12 protein-coding genes are annotated in these 12,195 nt (G+C 48.3%); 9 read left to right on the forward strand and 3 right to left on the reverse strand.

What is annotated here, in order from left to right:
• Positions 1-38 precede the first annotated feature (38 nt).
• From FS628_RS22405 to FS628_RS22440, 8 genes are all read left to right on the forward strand, one after another.
• Positions 39-1,178, forward strand: coding sequence for a CgeB family protein (locus FS628_RS22405; protein ID WP_260871143.1), 1,140 nt, complete (start codon positions 39-41; stop codon positions 1,176-1,178).
• A 67-nt stretch (positions 1,179-1,245) separates the two neighbouring features.
• Positions 1,246-2,871 (forward strand): glycosyltransferase family 4 protein, encoded by a 1,626-nt coding sequence (locus FS628_RS22410; protein ID WP_145325196.1) that lies wholly within the window; start codon positions 1,246-1,248, stop codon positions 2,869-2,871.
• Positions 2,872-2,885: 14 nt separating this feature from the next.
• Positions 2,886-3,977, forward strand: a complete 1,092-nt coding sequence (wecB, locus tag FS628_RS22415) for a non-hydrolyzing UDP-N-acetylglucosamine 2-epimerase (RefSeq protein ID WP_145325197.1) — start codon at positions 2,886-2,888, stop codon at positions 3,975-3,977.
• On the forward strand, positions 3,970-4,956 hold the full coding sequence (locus FS628_RS22420; protein WP_145325198.1) for a polysaccharide biosynthesis protein: 987 nt from the start codon (positions 3,970-3,972) through the stop codon (positions 4,954-4,956). The genes wecB and FS628_RS22420 overlap by 8 nt, the downstream gene beginning before the upstream one ends.
• Positions 4,953-5,780, forward strand: a complete 828-nt coding sequence (locus FS628_RS22425; protein ID WP_145325199.1) for a dTDP-4-dehydrorhamnose reductase family protein — start codon at positions 4,953-4,955, stop codon at positions 5,778-5,780. The genes FS628_RS22420 and FS628_RS22425 overlap by 4 nt, the downstream gene beginning before the upstream one ends.
• Positions 5,762-6,703, forward strand: a complete 942-nt coding sequence (locus FS628_RS22430) for an NAD-dependent epimerase/dehydratase family protein (protein ID WP_145325200.1) — start codon at positions 5,762-5,764, stop codon at positions 6,701-6,703. The genes FS628_RS22425 and FS628_RS22430 overlap by 19 nt, the downstream gene beginning before the upstream one ends.
• Entirely contained in the window at positions 6,700-7,416 is a 717-nt protein-coding gene (locus tag FS628_RS22435) for a glycosyltransferase (RefSeq protein ID WP_145325201.1), read from the forward strand. The genes FS628_RS22430 and FS628_RS22435 overlap by 4 nt, the downstream gene beginning before the upstream one ends.
• A 269-nt stretch (positions 7,417-7,685) precedes the next feature.
• Entirely contained in the window at positions 7,686-8,402 is a 717-nt protein-coding gene (locus FS628_RS22440) for a glycosyltransferase (protein WP_145325202.1), read from the forward strand.
• A 199-nt stretch (positions 8,403-8,601) separates the two neighbouring features.
• On the opposite strand, the gene FS628_RS22445 is transcribed toward FS628_RS22440, so the two are convergent.
• Positions 8,602-9,489, reverse strand: coding sequence for a putative RNA methyltransferase (locus FS628_RS22445; RefSeq protein ID WP_145325203.1), 888 nt, complete (start codon positions 9,487-9,489; stop codon positions 8,602-8,604).
• A 317-nt stretch (positions 9,490-9,806) separates the two neighbouring features.
• Here FS628_RS22445 and FS628_RS22450 point away from each other — a divergent pair, with 317 nt between their 5' ends.
• Positions 9,807-10,337: a GNAT family N-acetyltransferase gene (locus tag FS628_RS22450; RefSeq protein ID WP_145325204.1), complete on the forward strand. Its 531-nt coding sequence runs from the start codon at positions 9,807-9,809 to the stop codon at positions 10,335-10,337.
• 335 nt (positions 10,338-10,672) lie between these two features.
• Here the strand turns inward: FS628_RS22450 and FS628_RS31470 are convergent, their stop codons facing one another.
• Both FS628_RS31470 and FS628_RS22455 read right to left on the reverse strand, forming a co-directional pair.
• The gene (locus FS628_RS31470) at positions 10,673-10,843 is read right to left on the reverse strand and encodes a hypothetical protein (RefSeq protein ID WP_186327923.1); all 171 of its coding nucleotides are present in this window, start codon (positions 10,841-10,843) and stop codon (positions 10,673-10,675) included.
• Entirely contained in the window at positions 10,840-12,078 is a 1,239-nt protein-coding gene (locus FS628_RS22455; RefSeq protein ID WP_145325205.1) for a glycosyltransferase family 4 protein, read from the reverse strand. Before FS628_RS22455 ends, FS628_RS31470 begins: the two co-directional genes overlap by 4 nt.
• Positions 12,079-12,195: the final 117 nt, after the last annotated feature.

Below are 12,195 nucleotides of genomic sequence, written 5' to 3' on the forward strand. Positions count from 1 at the left end.
CAACGAGAACCCTATCCCAAAAATAAAGGAGTGGCGGTATGTCTCTCAAACACCGTAAAACCAAAAAGGTTTATGCACCCGTACTCAGCCTGGCAGATCAAGCGCGCAAAAATGGGCAACATGCCGGATATGATGCGGGTAAGGAAGAAGGATATTTGCGCGGTCGCGCCAACTATATTGTGAATTGTGCACAGGAGCCGTTGCCTTTCCGACAGCTGCACGTGCTGTATGTATCTTCGGGTAAAGGCTTCCCGTATTCTCCGCTGGATGAGGCTATTATGGCAACACTTCAGGGTATGGTAGCTCAGGTAACCCTCTCTGATCCGCGTCAACCGGTTTCCGAAATTGCGCTGCAGACGCGCCCTGACCTGGTGCTTGTGCTGGACGGAATGGATATTCCCATCGAGCACATCGATGCAATCCGCCAAGCGGGCATTCAGACAGCGATCTGGCTCACGGATGATCCGTACTATACGGATATGACACTGGAGATCGTGACCCACTTTGATCATATCTTCACACTGGAATTGAACTGCATCGATCTGTATCGACAGATTGGTTGCACGTCGGTTCACTACCTCCCATTTGCCGCCTTCACCAATCATTACTTCCCGATTACGACCCCATCTACGCTGAAACGTGAAGTCAGCTTTATCGGCTCAGCCTACTGGAACCGGGTATACTTCTTCAACCCGATCATGGCACAGCTGATGTCACACAATACCGTATTTAACGGCATCTGGTGGGACCGTCTGCCTGACTATACCGCTTATGGTGAGAAGATTGAACTCGGCCGCTGGATGAGTCCGCAGGAGACGAATGATGTGTACAATGGCACCAAAATTGTTATCAACCTGCATCGATCCCATGAAGATGATTCGGTCAATAACAATCACCTCAAGATTCCACCAGCCTCACCGAACCCGAGAACGTTTGAAATTGCCGCTTCCACGACGCTGCAGCTGACCGATGCACGGGATGACATTGCGCGTTTCTACACACCAGGTGTAGAGATTGAGACGTATTCCTCCCCGCAGGAACTGCTCGACAAGGTGGAATATTATCTTACGCATGAGAAGGAGCGTCGGGAGATTGCACTTCGAGGGCTCGAACGCACACTGAAAGACCACACGTATGGCAAACGGATTAATGAAATGTTAACCATCATATTCCCTTAATTTTGGCCGGGAGGAGGTGTGCACTGTACCCTGTATCGGAATATTCACATACAGGGTCCGTGCGGCCATGGCAACGAAACCAAAGCTGATGTTGTTTTCCCATGTGTGCAACACCCGCAGCATTACGGGCGCCGAGAAGTTACTGCTTCATTTTTTGAGGGAGATCGGCTCGATCTTTGATTGTGTGCTCGTAGCTCCACAGGAGGGAAAGCTTGCGGGGCTTGCACGAAGATTCGGCATTCAGGTCAAAATATGCAATCTGCCGATGCTTCACGGTGTGTACACACCTTACCGGGGCATTGCAGACGATGCGGAGCATCTTCGCCATACACCCGCGTTTCAGGAGGCGGTCTCTCTCATTCGGGAAACCGCGCCTGATATGGTGTTAACGAACACCTGCGTCAATGTGATGCCGGCTGTAGCGGCGAAATCGCTACAGATTCCGGTCATCTGGAAGATAACCGAGATCATTCACTCGAATGAACATACAACCGAGGCGATCCAGATGATTGGCCGTTATGCGGATTGGATTATCGGTATATCGGAGACAGCGGTAGCCCCATTCCATGAAGCCGGCATGGGTGACAAACTAACTGTCATTTCGCCTACTTGGGAACCCGCACTACCAGCACCGGACCGCTGGGTTCATCTGCGTGAGCGCAAGCGCAAGGAACTAGGCTTCAAGTCATCGCAGACCTGTATCGGTTATATTTCTTCCTTTATATATGATGCCAAAGGGTTGAAACCTTTTGTAGATATGGCCTTGAAGATCTGTGAGACGCATTCGCGCTGTCGTTTCTGGATCATCGGTGCCCCTTCGGATAAAAAGTATTACGACGAATGTGTATCAAGGGTGAAGAAATCCGGCTATTCGCGCCGATTTACCTTTACCACGTTCGAAGAGAACGTATCTCTGGCGTATACCGCCATGGATATTGTGGTTATTCCGAGCATGGTCAAAGAAGGATTTGGGATGACCGCTCTGGAGGGGCTCTACTTTGCCAAACCGGTCATTGCCTTTGCCCAAGGTGGGCTGAAGGAATTGATGGAATCCGTAGGCAGTGATGCATTTCTGGCTCCGCCGGGGGATACCGAAGCGCTTGTTACACTGGCGACAACCTTGCTGAATGATTCAGAGCTGGCCTCCGATACGGGGTGGCGCAATCGGACAGAAGCGGAAAGGCTCTACGGGATTGAAACCTACCGAACGAAATTGCATACGATGGTGACACAGTGGTTAATACGCTTTCCCGGATGGTTTACGTATATCCAACCTCCGAATGGACCTGTGTATGCATGGGGGGATGGAGGATTACGCACGGTATTGGCTCTGGAGCCGACTACGGTAAGGGCATTGTTATTCCCACTGAGCGTCATTCAGGCGTTACCACTTTCCTCATTACCACCGATTGCACTGGGGCACGATGCTCAGGGTGCCGCAGCGGCTCGCTACGCTGCAAAGCTTATCAAACAGGGGAGTAGAACGGGAAAACGTCGTCGCAAGTCACTTGCACCTCATTCTCGCCGAGATCGTGAGGGGATGAAACGAACTTTGGGAACTGGCAGACGCAAGGGGAAACTCCGGACAACGAAGGGACCGCGTCCGCATACTGGAAAATCGGCTAGTCGCAGACGCAAATCTGCCAAGGCGGGACGTAGCCGAGCAGGGCGCAAAGGTTCCAATACAAGATGAAGGCAGGGATTACGATGAAGATCATGACGGTGCTGGGTACGAGACCTGAGATCATACGACTCAGCCTGATCATTTCCAAGCTGGACCAGTACGCGTCCAAACATATTCTGGTACACACGGGACAGAACTTCACGGAAAGTCTCAGCGGTCTCTTTTTCAAGGAAATGGGCCTGCGTGCACCGGATTACGTTCTCCAGGATGAAGCGGCCTCCCTGGGACGGCAGCTGTCCTCGATGTTTACGCAGATGGAAGATCTGATATTGCAGGAGAAGCCCGATAAATTGTTGCTGCTCGGTGATACCAATAGCGCATTATGTGCTGTGCTGGCTGAACGCATGGGTGTCCCTGTTATTCATATGGAAGCAGGCAATCGCTGCTTCGACCTGGATGTGCCTGAGGAGAAGAATCGCAAGGTGATTGATGCCATCTCCACCATTAATATGCCTTACACGGAACAGAGCAAGAAACATCTGGTTAGCGAAGGAGTGCCCAGCAGGCGGATCGTGCTCACGGGCAATCCCATCTATGAAGTGATGCTGCATTATGATGCACAGGTAAGCTCCAGCAAAATACTCAAGAAACTCAAGCTGAAGTCCGGGAAATATTTTTTGGTTACCGCACATCGGGCCGAGAATGTGGATCACCCTCCTCATTTGCTGGAGATTATGAAAGGACTGAACCAGGTCGCTGAGGAACATGGGTTGCGTGTGATCTGCAGCATTCATCCACGAACAGCGATCCGGATTGCGGAACATTTGCAACTGGAGATGAACCCGCTGGTGGAGTTTCACGAGCCATTTGGATTCTTCGACTTCGTAATGCTTGAACGTCATGCACGCTGTGCACTCACGGATAGCGGTACCGTACAGGAGGAGTGCTGCATTATGGGTGTGCCGACCGTGACCATGCGTCGAACAACGGAGCGCCCGGAAACCGTGGATTGCGGCAGCAATGTAGTCTCCGGTCTGGATGCGGCTCGCATCGCCGATTGTGTGAAGGTCATGACTCAGATGTCTAACGATTGGGACTGCCCGCAAGGTTACAAAGCAACAGACGTATCCAGTAAAGTGGTTAAATTTCTGCTTGGAGGGAAAATGCATGTTTGAAAATAAGCGTATACTCGTGACTGGCGGTACGGGATCATGGGGTTATGAACTTGTGGCTCAACTGCTGCCCCAGCAGCCCAAAGAAATTATTGTGTATTCCCGGAACGAGTCCAGCCAAGTGGCCATGAGTCGTGATTTTGAAGACTCGCGTCTTCATTTCCGGATTGGAGATATCCGTGACAAGGACGCCTTGACGGCTGCCTGCCAGCATGTGGACTATGTATTTCATCTGGCTGCACTCAAGCATGTTCCGGTGTGTGAAGATCAGCCGTACGAAGCACTCAAAACCAATGTCATTGGGACACAGAATGTAATCGAGGCGGCCATTGAGAACAAGGTGAAAAAAGTCATCTATATCTCGACTGACAAGGCTGCCAATCCATCCAACTTTTATGGCATGACGAAGGCCATCGGCGAGAAATTGATCGTGTATGCCAACTTGTTGCACAGCGACACCAAATTTGTTACGGTGCGAGGCGGAAATGTACTGGGAACAAACGGCAGTGTGGTGCATCTGTTCAAGAATCAGATTCGCCAAAAAGGCCAGGTGTCCATCACGGACATGAGCATGACTCGATTCTTTCTTACCCTGAAGGACGCGATTACCCTGCTGTTCAAAGCTTCGGTGGAAAGTGTCGGTGGAGAGATCTTTGTCATGACGATGCCGACATGCAAAATCGTGGATCTCGCTGAAGTGCTGATTGAGGATTCCGGTGTGGAGAACGTGTCCATTGTGGAACGTGGTATTCGTCCAGGAGAGAAAATCCACGAAATACTGATGAGTGAATTCGAGAGCATGACCACCGTTGTCTACGATGAGCAGTACCTGGTCATCCTCCCAACACTCGGTATACCGGGGCTACGTGAACATTACACGAATTGTCCTCCGGTCTCCTTCAACAGCTTCAGTTCGGAACATCAACTAATGACCAAAGAGGAGATTCGTGAAATTCTGAAACGCGGAGGATTCCTGTCATGAAACTGCTGATACTTGGTGGGAACGGAATGGCCGGCCATATTCTGGTCGACTATTTCCGCCGTCAAGGTGTACACAGCGTCTTCTACACAACTCGGGATGTCACGGACCCGAATGGTCTGCTCCTGGATGTGAACGACAGCTTCATGGTCGACCGAATGGTAGAAGCGGTACACCCGGATGTGATTATTAATGCTGTAGGTGTATTGAACAGCTTCGCAGATGAGGACAAAATTACCGCATATCATATTAACGGTTTCCTGCCGCATCGTCTGCGGCGGGTTGCGGATACGGTTGGTGCACGTCTGATTCATATCAGCACAGATTGTGTGTTCAGCGGGGACCGGGGAGCATACCGGGAAGATGATGTCACAGACGGGACCTCTGCTTACGCCATCACCAAAGCACTTGGCGAAGTTCAGGATGAAGGCCATCTGACGATCCGTACGTCCATCATTGGACCCGAGATTCGAAAAGGCGGCATTGGTCTGATGCAATGGTTTATGTCCAGCACAGGTGAAGTTGGCGGGTATACCCGCGTATTCTGGAACGGTGTGACTACGCTTGAGCTGGCCAAATGGGTAGACCATTACCTGGCTTCATCCGTTAGTGGTCTCATCCATCTGGCTCATCCGGTTCCTGTGAGCAAGCATGACCTGCTTGTGTTGTTCAAGGAGACCTGGGATAAGCAGGATGTGACGATTGTGCGTGATGACAGTATGGTGCAGGACCGTACGCTGGTGTCCACTCGCGAGGATGTGAAGACAGACCTGCCGGATTATTCTACAATGCTGAAGGAGCTGGCATTATGGATGGAGCAGAGCTGACAGGCAAGAAAGTACTGATCACAGGCGCCTCCGGATTTACCGGGCGACATGCCGTGTCTTATTTTCGGGAAGCTGGTGCGGTAGTTGCAGCGATAGTCCGGAGACCGGATGTGTATTCATTCGGTAAAGGCGCCCAAGTCCATGTCTGTGATCTGAATGATAAACAGCAAGTGCGTCTTCTGATCGACAAGGTGCAGCCTGACTATGTGCTGCATCTTGCCGGCAAAAATTCCGTACCCGATTCGTGGGCAGATCCATTGTTGGTCCTGGAGACGAATGTAATGGCTGTGCTGTATTTGCTGGATGCACTTCGCAGTTGTCCGGCAGCACGTACCGTTATTGTGGGATCAAGGTTAAAATATACACCGGAACCCGGCCGAATTCCCCAGCCTCCGCACCCGTACAGTCTCAGCAAAGCCCTGGAAGAGATGGTGTCTTTGTCTTGGATGTCGCTCTTCGGACAGCAGATTATGTTGGCGGAGCCGGGCAATCTAATCGGAGCCGGTCCATCCACAGGCATCTGTTCACTGCTTGCGCGTCATGTTGTTGCCTGTGAGCAGGCGGGTAAAACCGAGGCATTCCGCCTGTCCGGGCGAGATAGTACTCGTGACTTTCTGGATGTGCGGGATGCCGTCAGGGCATATGCGACTCTCTTGGTACAAGGGACCAATGGTACGGTATATCCTGTGGTGTCCGGAGTTGAGCGCAGTCTTGGTGAAATTGCAGATCTGCTGTTGTCCATGACGGAGGCCGAAGTCCCTGTTCGCTGGGATGGAGCGTCTTCCGGTCCGGATGGTGCGGGGAAACAGGAGGAATTATCCATGCTGCGCAAGCTTGGCTGGCAGCCGCTGATTCCATTTGCCACATCGCTACAGGATATTCTGAGTGATGTTCGTGCCCAGCAAGGGAGGACGACAAATTGAGTCCAAGAGTGTCCATTGTGATTCCATTCTACAACTGCCCTTACGTGCCACAGGCGATCCAAAGTGCGTTGAACCAGACGTATTCCGATGTGGAGATCATTGTTGTGAACGACGGCTCTACCCGGCATGCAGAGTTGCTTCAGCCCTATCTTCCCTATATAAATGTACTTGGCAAAAGCAATGGTGGTACAGCTTCGGCACTTAATCATGGCATCCGCCATGCCTCAGGTGACTATGTGGTTTGGCTTAGTTCGGATGACTATCTGTACCCTGATAAAATCCGGCATCAACTTGCGTTTATGCAGCGCGAGAATGTGCTGGTGTCTCATACGAATTTTCATTACATCAATGAACATTCTGCCGTGACCAAGTTGAACGGAGGGCCTGAGCCGATGGCCGATCTGGATTGGCTGCGCGTGTTCGTTAACAGCAATCCGGTGAATGGCTGTACAGTCATGATCCGCAAAGATCTGTTCAGCGGGGTAGGCCTGTTCGATGAGCTGCTGCCTTATACGCATGATTTGGATCTCTGGCTGCGTATTCTTCTGAACGGTCATCGTTTTCCGTACTTGAACGAGCCACTTACTGCGTATCGTTGGCACGGAGGAATGGGATCAGTTCGGCATGCGGATGTCATCGGCAGAGAGGCATCCATGGTATGGTCCAGATATCGCGAACCGTTATTGCAGCGTATAGCGGCGCTTGGCGGGTAGTGTAGGAGGGCAGTTATGAGGCCGGTAGGTGGCTGATTAACGCCCTCTTTGCGCAGCAATTTTGCCGAAGATAGTGAGAGTGGAGATCGATTAACGGTTCTTAGATCACACGCCTATGTATGCAAGTTTAGCGAGCCGATATGCTGTCCATCCGTATTGAAATGTGCTTATACAGCACCACAGATGTCCGATACCGATTGAATCGTTCTTCATATAATAGAGAAAAAGCAATGGCTGTGCAGAGACAAGCGGAGGAAGGGGAGGCCCGAATGGAGCCGAAAGTATCGATCGTCATTCCTTTTTATAATTGTGCGTATATCGAGCAGGCTGTTCACAGTGCCATTCACCAGACGTATTCTCATATTGAAGTGATCGTGGTGGATGATGGGTCAACCGAGCACGTGGAGAAGCTACAACCATTCATGGATTCTATCCGCTATATTCGCAAAGAAAACGGTGGAACCGCAACAGCATTGAACGAGGGGATTAAGCAGGCGAAAGGAGAATATTTTGTTTGGCTCAGTTCAGATGATGTCATGCTGCTGGATCGGGTGGAGAAGCAACTGAAGTTTATGCGAGAGGTTAAGGCTTCATTCTGTCATGGTGCCTACCATTATGTGAATGCAGATAGTGAGTGGTTGGATACGGTACAGCCTGAAGTGGGGAGTCGTCTGGAGATGCTGCAGGTACTGCTCGAAGGTTGTCCGATCAACGGCTGTACTGTCATGCTAGAGATGGAGGCGTTTGAGCGATTCGGCTTGTTCGATACCGATTTTCGCTACACGCATGACTACGAGATGTGGATGAGACTGTTTCCGATGTATGAGCTGTTTTATTACAATGAACCGCTAATGTGCTACCGTTTGCATGAGTCGATGGGGACCAAACGCCATTTCAAAGCGCTGGTGGCCGAGATGGAGCGGGTTCAGGCGAAGCACCGGCCAACGCTGCTTAATCTGCTGCATGTGGGTGGATATTGGAAGTAAGAATATTCAACCGAGTGCAAATTCCATATTGAATACCGGCGACTTAAATTTGCCAAAATTCATGCGGAACTTATACTTTTGATATATCAATACCACGTCAATAGATCATTGAAAAAGGAGCAGCCTGCTTATAAACTGCAGACTGCTCATAGATTATAGAACTCGTTTACCGTTAGTTTAATGAATTAATCATGTGGTGTTAACTTTTCACCGATCCGATTAGAACTTTAAAGTCCATAGTGACCTGTTTCAGATTCAACTGAAGAACTTTTTCAATGCGCTCTTCAGAAGTCCCCCATGATAATGGCGTCATACCCAACAACGGTTTGATTAATTGTGTATTTAAGTTCACTTGATATTGGATGCTTTCAACATCAATTAAATTGAATTGTTTCTTGAAGTGGTTGATTGTAAGTGAATTGGAATAATTTTGCTTCTCAGACCCCATATAAAGGATTTCTCTTAACTCTTTTAGATAGTCCTGATTAGGCACGACTTTAATCACCAAACCATGATCACTTAATAACCTCTGAAATTCCCTATAATTGGCTGGCGAAAGGATGTTCAAAATGAATTCGAACTTTTGACTTTGAAAGGGGCAGTTTGCAATATCCGTGACACACCAGATAGCACTTGGATTTTCTGCTGCAGCAGAACTAATTCCCTCTTTAGAAATATCGATTCCTACAGCCAATAGATCCATAGGTTTTGTTCGATTTATTTCGGTGTGTATGTTATTTAAGTGTGACCCCTCTCCACAACCTGCATCTAGCATCCTTATCGGCTCATTGCTCAAATGGTTATTCATTATAATCTGACTTACCGCACCATATAATGGATTGAATAAACCGTCTTTACTGATTATTCTTCTGTACTCAAAAATCTTTTTATCATATTTCGTACGCATACCTCGGGACAATAAGTTTACATATCCTTGCTTTGCTATATCGAAACAGTGATGATTGCTGCATACTAAACTCTGTAAATAGATAACTTGCATTGTTTTTTTACATAACGGACATCTAAATATTTCTTGATGCTTTTCAAGTATTGCAGCACTGATTAACTTTTTACTTTTTTGGAACACAAAGAAGCACCCTCTCATTCATAATAGGTGAATGGAAAAAGGCACAGTCAAACAAACCCTAGCTATTTTGTCAAAATTGCCGGGTTATGTGATCTGCACCTTACATTACCTATAGCGAATGAATTGGATGATCATGGTCAAACTCTCCTTCATGAAATACATTTGATCCCTATTAGTTTAACATGTTTCGCTTATATAAAAATACTTGCACGAATTCCCTGTATAATGAAACATAATTGTACACAGAAGGGAATGGACTATGCGCAGATATCAATATCTTAAACCTAACTATTAATAAACTGATGGAGGTAAAAGTATTGATTACAGAGTTACACACAGAACGGTTACAATTGCGAAAAATGAAAGTATCGGATTCGGCCAGTTTGTTTAAGATTTGGTCTGATCCGGATGTTACGAAATTTATGAATGTTAGTAGTTTTACGGATGAAAATCAAGCCACAGCAATGATTAATCTTCTGGATGATCTTTCTCAGGAAAACAAGGCTATCCGGTTCTCTATCATTGTACAAGAGTCCAATGAAATCATTGGTTCCTGTGGTTATAATTCGCTGGATTTTGAAAATCTAAAAGCAGAGATTGGGTATGACATTGCCAGATCCCACTGGGGGAAAGGATACGCTACAGAAGCGATCTTTTCTTTGTTAACTCACGCATTCTCGACTTTGAAGCTGAATCGAATTGAAGCAAAGGTTGATCCCGAGAATGTGAATTCGATCAAGCTCTTACAGAAGCTTGATTTTACATTTGAAGGAACACTCAGAGCATATGAGAGGGCAGGCGAAACGTTCAACGATCTGAGTATGTATTCCAAATTGGCAGCAGATTAAAAGATCAGGATTTCCCCTAGTTCCAAGCCCTAGTTAACCTGTCACGTCTTATTAGGGTAATAACTATGAAATGCAAATTCTAAAGAATCTCAGTCACATTATCCCTTTGAAAAATGGCTTTCGAGCCGGAAAACCGACCATGATGGACGAAATAACGTCTCTGTGATTCGTAACAAGTCAGACATGCGCAAAAGGAAGTAAATAGCGCGTTCTCGGTTCGTTAGAACACAATTAAAGAAAATAAGGGGTGTCCCATGTCATTCGTATGACATATGGGATAACCCCTTATTTGATATTCCGGCATGTTATATGAAGATGCCATGTAATTGGACGACTCAATCTTCTGAATTCATGATCGCCATTGATGCAGGGTCGGGAAATACGTAACCTTTAGGCAACTTCTTCATCAGTTCATTCATTGTAGCGTAATCCACGTCAATGTGAGGTGTGGAGACAGGTGTAGAGAACCAACGATTATACAAATCACTAGGCACAAGCAGTGTCATATTGAATGCCCTCCTCTATAAATGGCTTCCTGATAGACATGTAATGTACGAAGTCCCATCTCTTCCAGTGAGCGGTTTTGTTCGGCCCAGGCTTTGGCCGCAGCACCCACTTGTTTACGGGTGACGTCATCCTCCAGAAGTGCATGCAGCAGTTCACGGAGCGAATCAACGTCCTGTGGAGGAACGACCCATCCTGTACGTCCAGGTTCAACCATCTCAGGCATGCCGGCTGTACCACTGACAATAACGGGTACACCCGCGAGTTGTGCTTCGGTCACGGAGAACGGCTGCGTATCCTGCAGACTGGGCTGGACATAGATGTCGGCATGTCGCAGGAAGGAAGGAATATTGTCCAGCTTGCCCCAGAACACAACATCGGCTGAAATACCAGCCGCCGTGGCCTGGGCCCGCAATTCATCCAACAGATTGCCTTCCCCTGCGATCCAGCAGACCCAATCGGACCGTTTACTTTTCAGACTGGCTAAGGCTTTGATTAACACATGAACGCCCTTGATATATTCAAGCCTTCCGGTAAAGGCGATGACTTTCTTGCCGGTGGGTGGTCGCTGGCGGAACTTCGTCGCTGCTAATGCACGGTAAGCCGGCAGATCCACGGCATAAGGGATTATCCGGAACTTCGATTCGGGAACGGCAAGCTCTGTAAGCGTACTCTTGATCCAGTGACTGGACACCAGAATGAGCTCAGACAGTGCTGCACTTCGTTCTTCCAATGAGAGAAAATAACGTCCGCGTTTCGATTGCAAATATGCAGAGAGGGTTAGCTGCGGATTGGAATTTTGGGCATCATAGAAGGCTTCGCGTGCAAGTGCTCCATGATAACTGGTAACAAGCGGAATATTGCGGTTCAAGATGCGTTTTATGGCGACGGCAGCTACCGGATCTTGCGCATGGATGACGTCATAGTGGTCCACCCCCAGATAAGCGGCAGCCATCTCGAAGGCATATCTGTTCAATTCATAATAAGCCAGAAGAGAATCAGCTGTGAATTGTGGCAGATCGGTCGGATTGAGCTTCGCTTGCAGCATGGGCCACACTTTATCCTTGGAGAATGCCCGGTTCAGATTCCGAATATATACTTCGTTATTGGCACCGTTCGTGCCCATGATATCAACTTCAACACCAAGTGCGATCAGCCTGTCAGCCAGCTGTTTGACATATGTCCATATTCCACCCATATGTGTAAGCTCCCAATACGTAACGAGCAGAACTCTCATGGCTACCTCCTTGTCACGGCCTGCACCGACCGAGCTTCTATCCTTTTATTCTATGAAAAAAGAGGACCGGAAGGTCGGGCATTTCCGTTTAATTGCTTGAAAATGGGTGAATGCAAA

It is taken from the genome of Paenibacillus xylanexedens, assembly GCF_007676705.1.
GTDB classification, from domain to species: Bacteria; Bacillota; Bacilli; order Paenibacillales; family Paenibacillaceae; genus Paenibacillus; species Paenibacillus xylanexedens_C.

What these genes read in the sequence shown, in the direction of transcription:
- FS628_RS22405 (WP_260871143.1), top strand. Translation starts at nt 39, where the DNA reads ATGTCTCTCAAACACCGTAAAACCAAAAAGGTTTATGCACCCGTACTC.
- wecB (WP_145325197.1), top strand. Translation starts at nt 2,886, where the DNA reads ATGAAGATCATGACGGTGCTGGGTACGAGACCTGAGATCATACGACTC.
- FS628_RS22420 (WP_145325198.1), top strand. Translation starts at nt 3,970, where the DNA reads ATGTTTGAAAATAAGCGTATACTCGTGACTGGCGGTACGGGATCATGG.
- FS628_RS31470 (WP_186327923.1), bottom strand. Translation starts at nt 10,843, where the DNA reads ATGACACTGCTTGTGCCTAGTGATTTGTATAATCGTTGGTTCTCTACA.
- FS628_RS22410 (WP_145325196.1), top strand. Translation starts at nt 1,246, where the DNA reads ATGGCAACGAAACCAAAGCTGATGTTGTTTTCCCATGTGTGCAACACC.
- FS628_RS22455 (WP_145325205.1), bottom strand. Translation starts at nt 12,078, where the DNA reads ATGAGAGTTCTGCTCGTTACGTATTGGGAGCTTACACATATGGGTGGA.
- FS628_RS22440 (WP_145325202.1), top strand. Translation starts at nt 7,686, where the DNA reads ATGGAGCCGAAAGTATCGATCGTCATTCCTTTTTATAATTGTGCGTAT.
- FS628_RS22425 (WP_145325199.1), top strand. Translation starts at nt 4,953, where the DNA reads ATGAAACTGCTGATACTTGGTGGGAACGGAATGGCCGGCCATATTCTG.
- FS628_RS22430 (WP_145325200.1), top strand. Translation starts at nt 5,762, where the DNA reads ATGGATGGAGCAGAGCTGACAGGCAAGAAAGTACTGATCACAGGCGCC.